At 72.4% G+C, this 16,009-nt stretch carries 19 protein-coding genes; 7 read left to right on the top strand and 12 right to left on the bottom strand.

Features of this window, described 5'->3' with window-relative positions:
- Positions 1–8: 8 nt before the first annotated feature.
- The gene (hisI, locus tag OO62_RS22775; protein WP_033269397.1) at positions 9–392 is read right to left on the bottom strand and encodes a phosphoribosyl-AMP cyclohydrolase; all 384 of its coding nucleotides are present in this window, start codon (positions 390–392) and stop codon (positions 9–11) included.
- A 32-nt stretch (positions 393–424) separates the two neighbouring features.
- Between hisI and OO62_RS39685 the strand changes: the two genes are divergently transcribed.
- Entirely contained in the window at positions 425–565 is a 141-nt protein-coding gene (locus OO62_RS39685; protein WP_157850164.1) for a hypothetical protein, read from the top strand.
- Positions 566–593: 28 nt separating this feature from the next.
- Here OO62_RS39685 and OO62_RS22770 read toward each other — a convergent pair whose 3' ends face one another.
- Positions 594–1,226: a TIGR03085 family metal-binding protein gene (locus OO62_RS22770; RefSeq protein ID WP_033269396.1), complete on the bottom strand. Its 633-nt coding sequence runs from the start codon at positions 1,224–1,226 to the stop codon at positions 594–596.
- Positions 1,227–1,287: 61 nt separating this feature from the next.
- Complete coding sequence (locus tag OO62_RS22765; RefSeq protein WP_033269395.1) at positions 1,288–2,187, bottom strand: LysR family transcriptional regulator; 900 nt, start codon at positions 2,185–2,187, stop codon at positions 1,288–1,290.
- A gap of 95 nt (positions 2,188–2,282) precedes the next feature.
- On the opposite strand from OO62_RS22765, the gene OO62_RS22760 reads away from it, so the two are divergent.
- From OO62_RS22760 to OO62_RS22750, 3 genes are read left to right on the top strand one after another with little or no spacing between them, the layout of a single operon-like run.
- Positions 2,283–2,987 carry a succinate dehydrogenase gene (locus OO62_RS22760; RefSeq protein WP_033269394.1) on the top strand — a complete coding sequence of 235 codons (705 nt, stop codon included), beginning with the start codon at positions 2,283–2,285 and terminating at the stop codon, positions 2,985–2,987.
- Between the two features lie 2 nt (positions 2,988–2,989).
- On the top strand, positions 2,990–4,936 hold the full coding sequence (locus OO62_RS22755) for a fumarate reductase/succinate dehydrogenase flavoprotein subunit (RefSeq protein ID WP_033269393.1): 1,947 nt from the start codon (positions 2,990–2,992) through the stop codon (positions 4,934–4,936).
- Entirely contained in the window at positions 4,933–5,676 is a 744-nt protein-coding gene (locus OO62_RS22750; RefSeq protein ID WP_033269392.1) for a succinate dehydrogenase/fumarate reductase iron-sulfur subunit, read from the top strand. Before OO62_RS22755 ends, OO62_RS22750 begins: the two co-directional genes overlap by 4 nt.
- A 27-nt stretch (positions 5,677–5,703) precedes the next feature.
- On the opposite strand, the gene hisF is transcribed toward OO62_RS22750, so the two are convergent.
- From hisF to hisD, 8 genes are all read right to left on the bottom strand, one after another.
- Positions 5,704–6,468, bottom strand: a complete 765-nt coding sequence (gene hisF, locus OO62_RS22745) for an imidazole glycerol phosphate synthase subunit HisF (protein ID WP_033269391.1) — start codon at positions 6,466–6,468, stop codon at positions 5,704–5,706.
- Positions 6,465–6,881: a Rid family hydrolase gene (locus tag OO62_RS22740; protein WP_033269390.1), complete on the bottom strand. Its 417-nt coding sequence runs from the start codon at positions 6,879–6,881 to the stop codon at positions 6,465–6,467. Before OO62_RS22740 ends, hisF begins: the two co-directional genes overlap by 4 nt.
- On the bottom strand, positions 6,878–7,603 hold the full coding sequence (gene priA / locus OO62_RS22735) for a bifunctional 1-(5-phosphoribosyl)-5-((5-phosphoribosylamino)methylideneamino)imidazole-4-carboxamide isomerase/phosphoribosylanthranilate isomerase PriA (protein ID WP_033269438.1): 726 nt from the start codon (positions 7,601–7,603) through the stop codon (positions 6,878–6,880). The genes OO62_RS22740 and priA overlap by 4 nt, the downstream gene beginning before the upstream one ends.
- Positions 7,604–7,611: 8 nt before the next feature.
- A complete protein-coding gene (hisH, locus tag OO62_RS22730; RefSeq protein WP_033269437.1) occupies positions 7,612–8,265 on the bottom strand; it encodes an imidazole glycerol phosphate synthase subunit HisH in 654 nt (217 codons plus the stop codon).
- Positions 8,256–8,420 (bottom strand): hypothetical protein, encoded by a 165-nt coding sequence (locus OO62_RS40020; RefSeq protein WP_033269389.1) that lies wholly within the window; start codon positions 8,418–8,420, stop codon positions 8,256–8,258. Before OO62_RS40020 ends, hisH begins: the two co-directional genes overlap by 10 nt.
- A 115-nt stretch (positions 8,421–8,535) precedes the next feature.
- Positions 8,536–9,129, bottom strand: a complete 594-nt coding sequence (hisB, locus tag OO62_RS22720; RefSeq protein WP_033269388.1) for an imidazoleglycerol-phosphate dehydratase HisB — start codon at positions 9,127–9,129, stop codon at positions 8,536–8,538.
- Positions 9,126–10,259, bottom strand: coding sequence for a histidinol-phosphate transaminase (locus tag OO62_RS22715; RefSeq protein ID WP_033269387.1), 1,134 nt, complete (start codon positions 10,257–10,259; stop codon positions 9,126–9,128). Before OO62_RS22715 ends, hisB begins: the two co-directional genes overlap by 4 nt.
- Entirely contained in the window at positions 10,256–11,581 is a 1,326-nt protein-coding gene (gene hisD / locus OO62_RS22710) for a histidinol dehydrogenase (RefSeq protein WP_033269386.1), read from the bottom strand. The genes OO62_RS22715 and hisD overlap by 4 nt, the downstream gene beginning before the upstream one ends.
- Before the next feature lie 283 nt (positions 11,582–11,864).
- Between hisD and OO62_RS22705 the strand changes: the two genes are divergently transcribed.
- The 3 genes from OO62_RS22705 to ybaK all read left to right on the top strand — a co-directional run bounded on the left by OO62_RS22705 (position 11,865) and on the right by ybaK (position 15,173).
- Positions 11,865–13,466: a hypothetical protein gene (locus OO62_RS22705; protein ID WP_033269385.1), complete on the top strand. Its 1,602-nt coding sequence runs from the start codon at positions 11,865–11,867 to the stop codon at positions 13,464–13,466.
- Positions 13,467–13,902: 436 nt separating this feature from the next.
- Positions 13,903–14,649 (top strand): LON peptidase substrate-binding domain-containing protein, encoded by a 747-nt coding sequence (locus tag OO62_RS22700; protein ID WP_033269384.1) that lies wholly within the window; start codon positions 13,903–13,905, stop codon positions 14,647–14,649.
- Positions 14,650–14,678: 29 nt separating this feature from the next.
- Entirely contained in the window at positions 14,679–15,173 is a 495-nt protein-coding gene (gene ybaK / locus OO62_RS22695) for a Cys-tRNA(Pro) deacylase (RefSeq protein ID WP_033269383.1), read from the top strand.
- 84 nt (positions 15,174–15,257) lie between these two features.
- Here ybaK and OO62_RS22690 read toward each other — a convergent pair whose 3' ends face one another.
- Positions 15,258–15,959, bottom strand: a complete 702-nt coding sequence (locus OO62_RS22690) for a DUF2567 domain-containing protein (RefSeq protein ID WP_051733526.1) — start codon at positions 15,957–15,959, stop codon at positions 15,258–15,260.
- Between the last annotated feature and the right edge of the window lie 50 nt (positions 15,960–16,009).

The raw sequence follows: 16,009 nt of genomic DNA, 5'->3' as shown, positions 1-16,009 counted from the left end.
AGCGGAGCCTACTGGCCTCGGTGGTCCTCGGTCGCCAGGACGTCCGCGTCGAAGCAGGTGCGGTCGCCGGTGTGGCAGGCGGCGCCGACCTGGTCGACCTTGACCAGGACGGTGTCGGCGTCGCAGTCCAGCGCCACGGACTTGACGTACTGGAAGTGTCCCGAGGTGTCGCCCTTGACCCAGTACTCCTGGCGGCTGCGGCTCCAGTACGTGCAGCGGCCGGTGGTGAGGGTGCGGTGCAGCGCCTCGTCGTCCATCCAGCCCATCATCAGCACCTCGCCGGTGTCGTACTGCTGGGCGATGGCGGGGACCAGGCCGTCGGCGCCGCGCTTGAGGCGGGCGGCGACGGCGGGATCCAGGGAGCTGGCGGCGGTGGAGCGGCTGCTGGTCATGGGTCCATTGTGCCGTGCGGCATCCTGCAGACATGCATCCTCAGCAGCCGCCCGTGCCACCGCCGCCGGACCCGGACCGCGCCGCGCGGGTGGCGGCGCGGGTGCTGGGCGCGGTGTTCGTGGCGGCAGTGGTGGTGGGCGTGGTCCTCGCGGTGGTGATGCTGGGCCGCTAGCAGGCGCGGCGGCCCGTCCCGGCCGGGCTCACACGCCGAGCTGCGCCGTCATCAGCCGCGCGACGGCGTCCTTGTCGCCGTCCAGCTCCACGTGGGCGGCGTCCTGCCGGCCGAAGGCGAACAGGGTCAGCTCGCCCGGTTCCCCGACGACCGTGACCACCGGGGTGCCGCGGTGCGCGACCGCCGTGCGGCCGTCCGGCCGGCGCAGCACCAGGCCGACCGGGGACTTGCGTCCGAGCACCCGGGCCATCCGCTCGATCCGCGACCACAGCGCGTCGGCGAAGACCGGATCCGGCTCGCGCGGCGCCCAGTCCGGCTGCGCCCGCCGGACGTCCTCGGCGTGGACGTAGAACTCGACGGTGTTGGACGCCTCGTCGATGGGCTTCAGGGCGAACGGCGAGAGCCGCGGCGGGCCGGTCCTGATGAGCCGGAGCAGCTCCTCGTACGGCCGGGCCGCGAATTCGGCCTGCACCCGTTCCAGGCGGGCCGCCAGCGGCTTGACGAGGATTCCGCCGGCCGCGTCGGGGCGCCGCTCGCGGACCACCAGATGGGCGGCCAGCTCCCGCGTGGTCCAGTTCTCGCACAGGGTCGGCGCGTCGGGGCCCGCGCTCTCCAACAGGTCGGCGAGCAGCAGCCGTTCGCGCTTGGCATGGGTCGACATGCAGCCAGCCTACGACCGGCCGGGACGCCCCGCCACGGCACCACGCGGGGCCACCCGGGGGTCAGGACGCCCCCGGGGCCAGGTGCTCCTTGAGGATGCGCTCCAGTTCGCGGGCGGCGCGGGGCGGGGAGACGTCGCCCCGGTGGGCGACGGAGATGACGCGATGCATACCGGGGGTGGCGAAACGGGTGACGCGCAGCCCGGAGCGCTCGGCGACCATGCTGGGGACGACGGCGATGCCGAGTCCGGCGCGTACGAAGCCGAGGACGGCGTCCATCTCGCCGCCCTCGACGGTGAAGGTGGGTTCGAAGCCGGCCGCGCGGCACGCCGCGGTGGTGAATTCCCGCAGGTCGTAGCCGCGGCGGAACATGGCGAGCGGGCGGTCGCGGAGGTCCGCGACCCGGATGCGGGTGCGGCGGCCGCCGACCGGGGCGGGGCGGTCCGGCGCCGAGACCACGACCAGCTCCTCGCGCAGCAGGTCGGAGGTGGCCAGCGCGGGGGCCTGGACCGGGAGCGGGGTGATGATCAGGGCCAGGTCGAGTGCGCCGTCGGCCAGTGCGCGGACGAGGTCCTGCGAGCCGTCCTCGGTGACGAGCAGGTCGACGCCCGGGTAGGTGGCGTGGAAGGCGCTCAGGACGTCGGGGACGAGGCTGGCGCAGAGGCTGGGCGGGGCGCCGAGCCGGAGCCGGCCGCGGCGCAGCTGGGCGACCTCCTGGACCTCTCGGCGGGCGGTCTCGGTGTCGGCGAGGATCCGCCGGGCGAACGGCAGCAGCGTCTCGCCGGCGTCGGTGAGGGTGATGTGACCGCGGGCGCGGTGGAACAGCTCGGCGCCCAACTCCCTTTCCAGGGAACGGATCTGCTGGGAGAGGGAGGGCTGGGCGACGTGTTCGCGCTCGGCGGCGCGGGTGAAGTGGCGGGTGTCGGCGACGGCGGTGAAGTAGCGGAGCTGCTGCAGCTGCATGGGGGGACTGTACGGCACCGATAGGCGGAGCCTATGGAGATGAGCCGTACCATGTCTTGGACTGATGGCGGGTGGGCTCCTTACCGTCGGGACCCATGGCACTGGACACACGGACGGGCCGACGGCCGTCCTTCGCAGCCACGCTCTGGGGCTCGACCGTCGGCAAGAAGACGGTGATGGCCGTGAGCGGCCTGATCATGCTGCTCTACCTGGTCGTCCACATGATCGGCAACCTGAAGATCTTCTTCGGGGCGGCCGAGTTCAACCACTACGCGCACTGGCTGCGGGTGGTCGGCGAGCCGTTCATGCACGAGGAGTGGACGCTCTGGCTCGTCCGCGTGGTCCTGCTCGCCGCCGTCGTCGCGCACGCCACGTCCGCGTACCAGCTCAGCCGCCGTGACATCAAGGCGCGGCCCGGCAAATACCTGCACAGGAAGCCACGGTCGAGCTACGCCACGCGGACCATGCGCTGGGGCGGGATCATCCTCGGCCTGTTCCTCGTCTGGCACCTGCTCGACCTGACGACCGGCACCGTGCACGCCGGCTTCCGGCCGGGCCACCCGTACCAGAACGTGGTGGACACCTTCTCCACCTGGTACGGCAACGTGATCTACCTCGTGGCGATGCTCGCGCTGGGCCTGCACATCCGGCACGGCTTCTGGAGCGCCGCCCAGACCCTCGGCGTCGGCAGCCGTGCCCGCGACCGCGCCCTGAAGACCACCGCCAACGCCCTCGCGCTGGTGCTGACCGTGGGCTTCGTCTCCGTACCCGTCGCCGTCATGACCGGAGTGGTGAGCTGACCATGACCTACACCGACTTCGCGACCGGGGACCCGGCCGTCGACCGCAAGGCGCCTTCCGGGCCGATCCACGAGCGCTGGGACACCCGCCGCTTCGAGGCCGAACTGGTCAACCCGGCCAACCGCCGCAAGCACACCGTCATCGTCGTCGGCACCGGCCTCGCGGGCGGCGCGGCCGGCGCCACCCTCGCCGAACAGGGCTACCACGTGGTCCAGTTCTGCTATCAGGACTCGCCGCGCCGGGCCCACTCGATCGCCGCGCAGGGCGGCATCAACGCCGCGAAGAACTACCGCAACGACGGCGACTCGATCCACCGGCTGTTCTACGACACCGTCAAGGGCGGCGACTTCCGCGCCCGGGAGTCCAACGTCCACCGGCTGGCGCAGATCTCCGTCGAGATCATCGACCAGTGCGTGGCCCAGGGCGTGCCGTTCGCCCGCGAGTACGGCGGTCTGCTCGACACCCGCTCCTTCGGCGGCGTCCAGGTCTCCCGTACCTTCTACGCCCGCGGCCAGACGGGACAGCAGCTGCTGCTCGGCGCCTATCAGGCGCTGTCCCGGCAGATCGCCGCCGGGAACGTCGAGATGCATCCGCGCACCGAGATGCTGGACCTGATCGTGGTGGACGGCCGGGCGCGCGGCATCGTGGCCCGGGATCTGATCACCGGCCGCATCGACACGTACTTCGCCGACGCCGTCGTCCTCGCCTCCGGCGGCTACGGCAACGTCTTCTACCTGTCGACGAACGCCATGAACTCCAACGCCACCGCCGTCTGGCGGGCGCACCGCCGCGGCGCCTGGTTCGCCAACCCCTGCTTCACCCAGATCCACCCGACCTGCATCCCGCGCACCGGCGACCACCAGTCGAAGCTGACGCTGATGAGCGAGTCGCTGCGCAACGACGGCCGTATCTGGGTGCCCAGGGCCAAGGGCGACACCCGGCCGCCGAACCGGATCCCCGAGGACGAGCGCGACTACTACCTGGAGCGCAGCTACCCCTCGTTCGGCAACCTGGTCCCGCGCGACATCGCCTCCCGCGCCGCGAAGAACGTCTGCGACGAGGGCCGGGGCGTGGGGCCGGGCGGCCAGGGCGTGTACCTCGACTTCGCCGACGCCCTCGCGCGGCTGGGGCGCAAGGCCGTCGAGGCGAAGTACGGCAACCTCTTCGACATGTACCAGCGGATCACCGACGAGGATCCGTACGAGGTGCCGATGCGGATCTACCCGGCCGTGCATTACACGATGGGCGGACTGTGGGTCGACTACGACCTCCAGACCACCGTCCCCGGCCTGTTCGCGATCGGCGAGGCCAACTTCTCCGACCACGGCGCCAACCGCCTCGGCGCCTCCGCCCTGATGCAGGGCCTCGCCGACGGCTACTTCGTCCTGCCCTCGACGATCAACGACTACCTGGCGCGGAACCCGCACACGGACGAGGTCACCGCCGGGCACCCCGTCGTCCAGGAGGTGCTGGCCGAGACCGAGGACCGGCTGAACCTGCTGCTCGCCGTCGACGGGGACCGCACCCCGGACTCCTTCCACCGCGAACTCGGCGCGCTGATCTGGGAGTTCTGCGGGATGGCCCGCAGCGACGCGGGCCTGCGCAAGGCGCTCGACCGCATCCCGCAGATCCGGGACGAGTTCTGGCGCCGCATCAAGGTGCCCGGCACCGGCCAGGAGTTCAACCAGTCCCTGGAGAAGGCCAACCGCATCGTCGACTACCTGGAGCTGGCCGAGCTGATGTGCCTCGACGCGCTGCACCGCGACGAGTCCTGCGGCGGCCACTTCCGCGAGGAGTCCCAGACGCCGGACGGCGAGGCGGCCCGCCGGGACGAGGAGTTCTCCTACGCCGCCGCCTGGGAGTTCACCGGCACCGGCGCCTCCCCCGTCCTGCACAAGGAAGACCTGGTCTTCGAGTACGTCCACCCCACCCAGCGGAGCTACGCATGAGGCTCACCCTGCGCGTCTGGCGCCAGAAGAACGCCGGCGCCGAAGGCGCCATGTCCACGTACGAGGTGGACGGCGTCTCCTCCGACATGTCCTTCCTGGAGATGCTCGACACCCTCAACGAGGAGCTGATCCTCAAGGGCGAGGACCCGGTCGCCTTCGACCACGACTGCCGCGAGGGGATCTGCGGCGCCTGCTCGCTGGTCATCAACGGCGAGGCGCACGGCCCCGAGCGGACCACCACCTGCCAGCTGCACATGCGGTCCTTCGAGGACGGCGACACCATCGACGTCGAGCCCTGGCGGGCCGCGGCCTTCCCCGTCGTCAAGGACCTGGTCGTCGACCGCTCCGCCTTCGACCGGATCATCCAGGCCGGCGGCTACATCACCGCGCCCACCGGAGCGGCCCCCGAGGCGCACGCCACGCCGGTGCCCAAGCCCGACGCGGACTTCGCCTTCGAGCACGCCGAGTGCATCGGCTGCGGGGCGTGCGTGGCGGCCTGCCCCAACGGGGCGGCGATGCTCTTCACCTCCGCCAAGGTCAACCACCTGGGCGTGCTGCCGCAGGGCGCCCCCGAGCGCGAGAGCCGGGTGCTCGGCATGGTGACGCAGATGGACGAGGAGGGCTTCGGCGGCTGCACCCTCGCCGGCGAGTGCGCCACCGCCTGCCCCAAGGGGATCCCGCTGTTCAGCATCACGAAGATGAACCGCGAGTTCGTCCGGGCGGCCCGCCGGGGCCGCTGAGCGGCCCGGCCGGGCGGGGCGCCGCGGTCAGCGGACCGGGTGCCCCGCCTCGCGCAGGGCGCCCTTGACCTCGGAGATCCGCAGGTCGCCGAAGTGGAAGACGGAGGCGGCCAGCACCGCGTCGGCGCCCGCGGCGACCGCCGGGGCGAAGTCGGCGAGCTTGCCGGCGCCGCCGGAGGCGATCACCGGGATGGTGACGTGCTTGCGCACCGCCTCGATCATCGCGACGTCGTAGCCGTCCTTGGTGCCGTCGGCGTCCATGGAGTTCAGCAGGATCTCGCCGGCGCCCAGCTCGGCGGCGCGGTGGGCCCATTCGACGGCGTCGATGCCGGTGCCGCGGCGGCCGCCGTGGGTGGTGACCTCGTACCCGGACGGGGTCCCGGCGTCGGTGCGGCGGGCGTCGACGGAGAGGACCAGGACCTGGCTGCCGAACCGCTCGGCGATCTCCCGGATCACCTCGGGGCGGGCGATCGCCGCGGTGTTGACGCCGACCTTGTCGGCACCGGCCCGCAGCAGCTTGTCGACGTCCTCGGGGGTGCGCACGCCGCCGCCGACGGTGAGCGGGATGAAGACCTGTTCGGCGGTGCGGCGCACCACGTCGTAGGTGGTCTCGCGATTGCCGGAGGAGGCGGTGATGTCGAGGAACGTCAGCTCGTCGGCGCCCTCGTCCCCGTAGACCTTCGCCATCTCGACGGGGTCGCCCGCGTCCCGCAGGTTCTGGAAGTTGACGCCCTTGACGACCCGGCCGTTGTCGACGTCCAGGCAGGGGATGACTCGTACGGCCAGTGTCATGACTGGGGGGCCTTTCTGTACGCCTCGACCTCTACCTCGACGACCAGGCGCGGGTCCACGAAGCCGGAGACGATGATCATGGATGCGGCGGGGCGGACGGCGTCGAACAGCTCCTTGTGGGCGCGCCCGACCTCGTCGACGTCCCGCGCGTGGGTCAGGTACATACGGGTGCGCACGACGTCGTCACGGCCGAGGCCGACCTCCTCCAGCACCGCCAGCGCGACGCCGAAGGCGGTGACCGCCTGCTCGTACGGGCCCCCGTCGGCGACCTGTCCGTCGACGACGGAGGCGCAACCGGAGACCAGCACCAGGCCGTTGGGGAGTTCCACCGCCCGGGAGCGGCCGAAGGCGTCCGCCCAGGGATCCTCGGCCCGCGGCGCCGCGGAGGTGACGCGCCGTACGCCGCCGCTCATGAGGAGACGGCTTCCAGCGCCTCTTCCAGCGTGAACGCCTTGGCGTAGAGCGCCTTGCCGACGATCGCGCCCTCGACGCCCGCCGGCACCAGCGTGGCCAGCGCCCGCAGGTCGTCGAGCGAGGAGACACCGCCGGAGGCGACGACCGGGCGGTCGGTGGCGGCGCAGACGTTCCTGAGCAGCTCCAGGTTGGGGCCCTGGAGGGTGCCGTCCTTGTTGATGTCGGTGACGACGTAGCGGGCGCAGCCCTCGGAGTCCAGGCGGGCCAGTGTCTCGTAGAGGTCGCCGCCGTCCCGGGTCCAGCCGCGGCCGCGCAGCGTCGTGCCGCGCACGTCCAGGCCGACCGCGATCTGGTCGCCGTGCTCGGCGATGACCTTGGCGACCCACTCGGGGGTCTCCAGCGCGGCGGTGCCGAGGTTGACCCGGCGGCAGCCGGTGGCGAGCGCGGCGGCGAGGGTGTCGTCGTCGCGGATGCCGCCGGACAGCTCCACCTTGATGTCCATGGACCGGGCGACCTCGGCGATCTGCGCACGGTTGTCGCCGGTGCCGAAGGCGGCGTCGAGGTCGACGAGGTGCAGCCACTCGGCGCCGGCCCGCTGCCAGGCCAGGGCCGCCTCCAGCGGGTCGCCGTAGGAGGTCTCGGAGCCGGACTCGCCGTGGACGAGGCGGACGGCCTGGCCGTCGCGGACGTCGACGGCGGGGAGGAGTTCGAGCTTCGGCATCAGGGGGCTCACAGGGTGTTGATCCAGTTGGTCAGGAGCTGGGCGCCGGCGTCGCCGGACTTCTCGGGGTGGAACTGGGTGGCCCACAGCGGGCCGTTCTCGACCGCGGCCACGAACGGCCGGCCGTGGGTGGCCCAGGTGACCTTCGGCGGGGCCATGTGCGGGTTGCCGGTCTCCAGCTCCCAGTCGTGCACCGCGTAGGAGTGCACGAAGTAGTAGCGGGCGTCGGCGGGCAGGCCGGCGAAGAGCGTGGAGCCCTCGGGGGCGTCGACGGTGTTCCAGCCCATGTGCGGCACGATGTCCGCCTTGAGCGGGCCGACCGTGCCGGGCCACTCGTCGAGGCCCTCGGTCTCCACGCCGTGCTCGATGCCCCGGCCGAAGAGGATCTGCATGCCGACGCAGATGCCCATGACCGGGCGGCCGCCGGCCAGCCGGCGGCCGACGATCCAGTCGCCGCGGGCCTCCTTCAGGCCGCGCATGCAGGCGGCGAAGGCTCCGACGCCGGGGACCAGCAGGCCCTCGGCGGCCATCGCCCGGTCGAAGTCGCGGGTGATCTCCACGTCGGCGCCGACGTGCGCCAGGGCGCGCTCGGCGGAGCGGACGTTGCCGAAGCCGTAGTCGAGGACGACGACCTTCTTACGGGGTGCGGTGGTCAATTCCAGACCTCCAGCCGCAGCACGCCGGCGGCCAGGCACATCGCCGAGCCGACGGACAGCAGCACGAGCAGGCTCTTGGGCAACTGCTGCTTCCAGAAGGAGTAGACGCCGCCGAGGAGGAAGAGGCCGAGCAGGATAAAGACGGTCGACAGGCCGTTCACAGCACCCTCCGGTTCTCCCCCAGACTCCGTCCGGGGGCACCCCCATCTCCGCCTGCGCGGCGCAGAGGTGCGGGCATCGTGGTCGTCTGCGGCCCGGCGGCCGCGCGTGCGTCGCTCACAGCGCGCCCTTCGTGGACGGGATGATGCCGGCGGCGCGGGGGTCGCGCTCGCTGGCGTAGCGCAGGGCCCGGGCCAGCGCCTTGAACTGGCACTCCACGATGTGGTGGGCGTTGCGCCCGTACGGGACGTGGATGTGCAGCGCTATCTGGGCCTGCGCGACGAAGGACTCGAAGATGTGCCGGGTCATCGTCGTGTCGTAGGTGCCGATCATCGGCGCCATGTTCTCCGGCTCGGTGTGCACCAGGTAGGGGCGACCGGAGAGGTCGACGGTCACCTGGGCGAGCGACTCGTCCAGCGGGACGGTGCAGTTGCCGAAGCGGTAGATGCCGGTCTTGTCGCCGAGCGCCTGCTTGAAGGCGGCACCCAGCGCGAGGGCGGTGTCCTCGATGGTGTGGTGGGTGTCGATGTGCAGGTCGCCGTCCGTCTTGACCTTGAGGTCGAACAGGCCGTGCCGGCCGAGCTGGTCGAGCATGTGGTCGTAGAAGCCGACCCCTGTCGCGACGTCGACGTCTCCCCTGCCGTCGAGGTCGATCTCGACGAGCACGGACGTTTCCTTCGTTGTGCGCTCCACGCGTCCTACGCGGGTCATCGCTCGTTCTCCTTCAAGCTGCGTTCTTTGAACAGCGTGCGAACCGCGTCGAGGAACGCGTCGTTCTCGGCCGGGGTGCCGGCGGTGACCCGCAGCCAGCCCGGTACGCCGTTGTCACGGACCAGCACGCCCTGGTCGAGGATCGCCTGCCAGGCGGCGTGGGAGTCCTCGAAGCGGCCGAACTGCACGAAGTTGGCGTCGGAGGGGGTGACCTCGCAGCCGATCGTCCGCAGCTCGGTGACCAGGCGGTCCCGCTCGGCCTTGAGCTGCTCGACGTACTTCAGCAGGGTATCGGTGTGCTCCAGCGCGGCCAGCGCGGTGGCCTGGGTGACGGACGAGAGGTGGTACGGCAGCCGGACGAGCTGGACGGCGTCGACCACGGCGGGGTCGGCGGCGAGATAGCCCAGCCGCAGCCCGGCGGCGCCGAACGCCTTGGACATCGTCCGGGAGACCACCAGGTTGGGGCGGCCCTCGATCAGCGGCAGCAGCGAGGGGCGGTGGCTGAACTCGCCGTACGCCTCGTCGAGCACCACCAGCGCCCCGGCGGGGCCGGGCCCGGCGGCCTGCGCGGCCTCGTACAGGGCGAGCACCGTGTCCGCGTCGACGGCCGTGCCGGTGGGGTTGTTCGGCGAGCAGATGAAGAGCACATCGGGGCGGTGCGCGGCGATGGCCGCCCGCGCCGCCTCGACGTCGATGGTGAAGTCGTCGTTGCGCGGGCCGGAGATCCAGCCGGTGCCCGTGCCGCGCGAGATCAGCCCGTGCATCGAGTACGACGGCTCGAAGCCGAGGGCCGTGCGGCCCGGTCCGCCGAAGGTCTGCAGCAGCTGCTGGATGACCTCGTTGGAGCCGTTGGCCGCCCAGACCTGCTCCTTGGTGACCGTGTGGCCACCGGTGCGGCTGAGGTAGCGGGCCAGCTCGGTGCGCAGCTCGACCGCGTCCCGGTCGGGGTAGCGGTTGAGCTCGCGGGCCGCCTCGGTGACCCGCTCGGCGATCCGCCGGACCAGCGGCTCGGGCAGCGGATAGGGGTTCTCGTTGGTGTTCAGGCGTACGGGCACGTCGAGCTGAGGGGCGCCGTACGGGGACTTGCCGCGCAGCTCGTCCCGGATGGGGAGATCGTCGATACCGGTCACTTGCTGCCGGGAACCTTCCAGTCGAACCTTGCCTTGATCGCCGCGCCGTGCGCCGGGAGGTCCTCCGCCTCGGCGAGGGTCACCACATGGTGGGCGACCTCGGCCAGCGCGTCGCGGGTGTAGTCGACGACATGGATGCCCCGCAGGAAGGACTGCACGGACAGGCCGGAGGAGTGGCAGGCGCAACCACCGGTGGGCAGGACGTGGTTGGACCCCGCGCAGTAGTCGCCCAGCGAGACCGGGGCGTACGGGCCGACGAAGACCGCGCCGGCGTTGCGCACCCGGGCGGCGACGGCCGAGGCGTCGGCGGTCTGGATCTCCAGGTGCTCGGCGCCGTACGCGTCCACCACGCGAAGGCCCTCGTCGATGCCGTCGACGAGGACGACGGCCGACTGCCGGCCGGACAGCGCCGGGACGATCCGGTCGTCGACGTGCCGGGTGGCCGCGATCTGCGGCTCCAGCTCCTTCTCGGTCTTCTCGGCCAGCTCGACGGAGTCGGTGACCAGGACCGCGGCGGCCATCGGGTCGTGCTCGGCCTGGCTGATCAGGTCGGCGGCGAGGTGCACCGGGTCGGCGGTGTCGTCGGCGAGGATCGCGATCTCGGTGGGCCCGGCCTCGGAGTCGATGCCGATCCGGCCCTTGAGCAGGCGCTTGGCGGCGGCGACGTAGATGTTGCCGGGGCCGGTGACGAGGTTGGCGGGCAGGCACTCGTCGGTGCCGTACGCGAACATCGCGATGGCCTGGGCGCCGCCGGCGGCGTAGACCTCGTCCACGCCCAGCAGGGCGCAGGTCGCCAGGATCGTCGGGTGCGGCAGGCCGCCGAAGTCCTTCTGCGGCGGGGAGGTGACGGCGAGCGAGGCGACGCCGGCCTCCTGGGCGGGGACGACGTTCATGACGACGGACGAGGGGTAGACCGAGCGGCCACCGGGAACGTACAGCCCCACCCGCTCGACCGGGACCCAGCGCTCGGTGACCGTGCCGCCGGGGACGACCTTGGTGGTGACGTCCGTGCGGCGCTGCTCGCGGTGGACGATCCGGGCGCGCCGGATGGACTCCTCCAGGGCGGCCCGCACCGCCGGGTCCAGCGCGTCGAGGGCGCTGCGCAGGGCCTCGGCGGGCACCCGCACCCGCTCGATCTCGACGCCGTCGAACCGCCGCGCGTACTCGATCAGCGCCGCGGTGCCGCGATGGCGTACGTCCTCGCAGATGGGCCGCACCTTCTCCAGGGCGGCTTCCACGTCGAACTCGGCACGGGGCAGCAGGTCTCGCAGGGCGCCACCCTCGGGGAGGGCGGCACCGCGCAGATCGATTCGGGAGATCACGCCCCCAGTGTCTCAGACCCGCTCCCGGCGCCGAGCGGCCGTATCACTCAGTGATACACAGCGACGCAGGGTACGGACAGCCCGTCACCGGACCCCGCGAAGTTGACCGGAGTTGGCCCTGACCACGCGTGTTCAAGCAGTCACGGGGCGGGCAAGGGCCACGTAGCGGCGTACGGGGAGACCTGAGGGACGTGCGCGGCTCGCGCGCAGACCACGCGCGAAGTGCGTCCGAACAGGTTGCGACACGCGCCCCGGCTCACCGAGGGACGGCAAGGGGGACACAGTGACGGAGCTCAGGGACGGCGATGCGCCCGCCGACCTGCGACTGACATCGGCGGAATGGAGCATGTGGCAGGCATTCCGCAACGGCAGCACCTGCGACCTGCACACCGGCGACCCCGGCCGCGACGATCCGCACGGGCAGCACCTGTGGGGCCCCGAGCGGCGGGTGCGGGCGCGGGTGGTGGCGCTGCTGCTGCTCGACGGCCCGCCGGCGCAGCCGGGCCGGGTGTCGGCGCTCAAGCTGATCGGCGCGTACATCACGGACACGCTGGACGTGGCGGGCGGCACGATCAAGCCATTCGTGGAACTGCGTGACTGCCGCTTCGAGGCGGAGGTGGTGCTTCCGGAGAGCCGGTTCACCACACTGCGGATGGTGAACTGCGCGCTGCCGCGGCTGGAGGCGGCCCGCCTGCACACCGAGGGCGATCTCCATCTGCCGCGCTGCGTGGTGCAGTCCGGCATCCGGCTCACCGACGCGCACATCGGCACCGACCTGATGCTCAATCAGACGGTGGTGCACAAGGACCGGCAGGGCCGGTCAATCATGGCGGACGGACTGACCGTCGCCCAGGACCTCCAGGCCGAGATGCTGGAGTCGTACGGCGAGCTGTCGCTGCGCGGCGCCACCGTCGGGGTGTCGCTGAGCCTGCGCGGCAGCCACCTGAGCAACCCCTTCGGCCGCCGGGCGCTGAACGCCCCGCAGCTGACCGTCGAGCGCACCCTCTACCTCACCGCCGCGGGCCTGGCGAACTCCCCCTTCTCCAGCACCGTCACTCCCCCGTACGGCATCTCCACCACGCCCTCGCGCGGCACCCGGATGCAGCGCTTCGAGTGCGAGGGCGGGATGCGGCTGGACGACGGGCGGTTCGGCGACGCCGTCGACCTGGAGCACGCCCGCTTCGTGATGGAGTCCGACCAGGAGCTGTCGCTGCGCCGGATACAGACGCCCGAGCTGCGCTTCCTCGGCGAGCGGCCGCAGCGCGGCCGGGTGATCCTCTCCGGCGCCCGGGTCGTCAACCTCGTCGACAAGTCGGCCAGCTGGCCGGGGCTCGGCGGGCTGTGGATGGCCGGCTTCGCGTACGAGACGCTCATCCCGCGCGGTCACTTCCCGCTCGCGCAGCGGCTCCAGTGGGTGGCCGCGGCGACCCCCGAGTACGCGCCCGAGCCCTACGAGATGCTGGCCACCTCGCTGCGCGCCAGCGGTGAGGACTCCGACGCCCGCGAGGTGCTGCTGGCCAAGCAGCGGCGCCGCCGCGAGACCCTGCCGCTCGCGGCGAAGGCGTGGGGCTTCCTCCAGGACTGGACGGTGGCGTACGGCTACCGCCCCGGACGGGCCGCGGTGTGGATGGCGATCCTCTGGGCCATCGGCACGCTCTACTTCTCCACGTCCCCACCCCCACCCCTCAAAGTGGGCGAGGCACCCCCGTGGAACCCGTACCTCTACTCCCTGGACCTGCTGCTGCCGGTCATCGACCTCAACCAGGACACCGCCTGGAAACCGGGCGGCACCGCGCAATGGGTGGCGGCCATCCTCATCATGGCGGGCTGGGTACTGGCCACGACGGTGGCGGCGGGCGCCTCTCGCCTGTTGCGGCGGCAGTAGTTCCCACGTTGTTGTCTGCGGCGCCGTGGTGGTTTCTCGCCGTTACGCCTGCGGCGGGCGTGGGTGGTCGGGTGCGGTGCCGGCCCTCCAGACTTCGTCCTCCGGTCCAGCCCCTCCCGTGAGTGGATAGACAAAGGCCGGTGGGGGCGAGCGTCCGTAAGACGCCCGCCCCCACCGGCCTTCAACTTTCTCCCCAACGGGAGGGGACGGGCCGGAGGGGCCTGTTCTGTGGGCTTCGCTTCCAAGGGCTCGATAAGGAGCGAAGGCGGAGCGCAGCGGAGCGTAAAGCGAAGCAGTCCACAGAACAGGCCCCGGAGGTCCGTCACCGCACCCACAGACCACCCAGCCCGCCGCAGGCGCAACGGCGAGCAACAAGCACGGCGAGAAACCCAACCACGTGGGAAGCAGCCAAGCGCAGCGTCTAGGCTTGCGGGCTGTGACCTCCCTGCGCCTCCCCCTCTTCCCGCTGAACTCGGTGCTGTTCCCGGGACTCGTGCTCCCGCTGAACGTCTTCGAGGCGCGGTACCGGGCGATGATGCGCGATCTGAGCGCGGCGTCCGACGACGACCACCGGTTCGCCGTGGTCGCCATCCGCGACGGCCGGGAGGTCGCGCCCACCGCGCAGGGCATGCCGGACGCCACCGCGCCGACCGCCCAGGGGCCCGCCGCGGGCTTCGGCGACGACCCGGTGAAGGCGTTCCACGCCGTCGGCTGCATCGCGGACGCGGCCACCATCAGGGAGAAGTCCTCCGCCGAGGACACCGGCTACGAGGTGCTGGCGACCGGCACCACCCGCTTCCGGCTGCTGTCGGTGGACGCCTCCGGCCCGTATCTGATGGCCGAGCTGGAGGAGCTGGAAGAGGAGCCGGGGGCGGGCGCGGGCGCGCTGGCCTCGGGTGTGGTGCGCGCGTTCCGTACGTATCAGAAGCGGCTGGCCTGGGCGAACGAGCGGACGCTGTCGAGCGGGCAGGACCTGCCGGCCGACCCGTCGGTGCTGTCGTACCTCGTCGCTGCGGCGGCCGTGCTGGACGTGCCCGCCAAGCAGCGGCTGCTGGAGGCGCCGGACACCGCGGCCCGCCTCGCGCAGGAGCTGAAACTCCTTCGCCACGAGTCGGCCCTCCTCGGTAAGCTCCCGTCGCTGCCGGCCGTGGACCTGACCCGGCAGCCGACCAGCCCGAACTGATCAGCCCCCTGACGCGAGGCACGAAGACGTTGGCGAAGAAGTCCAGGAAGTCCGTCGGCACCCCCGCGACGGTCGCCCTCACCGAGGCGGGCGTCCGCTTCACCACCCACTCCTACGAGCACGACCCGGCCGCCGCCTCGTACGGCGAGGAGGCCGCCGAGGCGCTCGGTGTCTCGCCCGACCAGGTCTTCAAGACCCTGCTGGCCGAGGTCGACGGGACCCTGACGGTCGCGGTGGTGCCGGTGTCCGGGTCTCTGGACCTCAAGGCGCTGGCGGCCGCGGTGGGCGGCAAGCGCGCCGCGATGGCCGATCCGGCGGCGGCCGAGCGCAGTACGGGCTACGTCCGCGGTGGGATCTCGCCGCTCGGGCAGCGCAAGCGGCTGCCGACGGTCGTGGACGCCTCGGCCGAGGGCCGGCCGACGGTGTGCGTCTCGGCGGGGCGGCGCGGGCTGGAGGTCGAGCTGTCGCCGGCGGACCTGGTGGCGCTGACGGGGGCGCGGCTGGCGCCCATCGCCCGGGCCTGAGGGGCCCTCGCGCGCGGCCGCGACGGGGCGGCCCGGTGTGGCGGCCGCCCCGGGGTGCCCCGGTCAGCCGGGGCGGGGCGTGGCTCAGCCCGCGGGCGGCGGTTCCTGCCCGTGGGGGCCGTGGGGGCGCGCTTCGGCGCCGGGCGGGCCGTCGTGGTGGCCGGACCAGTCCGGGAGCTCCGGTTCCGGGTCACGCGGGCCGAACAGCCCGGTCAGCGCCAGCTGCGTCAGCATCGCGGCGATCGGCCAGGCCAGCAGCGCCCCCTTGGCCTGAAGGCGCAGCGGACCGTCGAAGGTCACGCCGGGGCCGGCCTGCTTGGCGTGCGCGACCACGTCCGCGGTGGGGCCCAGCCACATGCCGGTCAGCCAGCCCAGTGCCGCGCCGAGCAGCCCGCCCAGGACCAGTGCCGCGACCAGCGGGATCCCGCCGCGCCGACGGAAGAGGAAGACCGCCGCCGTGGTGACGACACCGAAGGCCAGCGACAGCAGGACGAAGGTGCCGTCGGCACCGATGGCCTCCTCGCCCTCGGTGTTCTTGAGGTAGACGTTGCGGGTGTCCGCGATCAGCGGGACGTGCGGGGCGAGCCAGTTCCACACCACACCCAGCAGGACGCCGCTCACCGCGACCCCGAGCGCGATCAGCGCGGCCTCGCGCAGCTCCCGGCCCGGGTCGGGGCCGAGCAGACCGCCGTGCTCGGCGGCGCTGCCGTGGCCCGCGGGCGCGGCCTCGGGGTGCTGCGGCTCTTCGGGCGGTTGGTTGTCGGGGGGCGTCAGCGGTGCGGTCACCCCGTCATCGTGCCAGGTGGAACCGGGGGGACCGGAAGCAGGACGCCCGT

Origin of the sequence: Streptomyces lydicus, assembly GCF_000717345.1 — a bacterium.
Taxonomy (GTDB): domain Bacteria; phylum Actinomycetota; class Actinomycetes; order Streptomycetales; family Streptomycetaceae; genus Streptomyces; species Streptomyces lydicus.
Note: the sequence above shows the minus strand (reverse complement) of the source record. Positions and strands in the feature narration are given on the sequence as shown.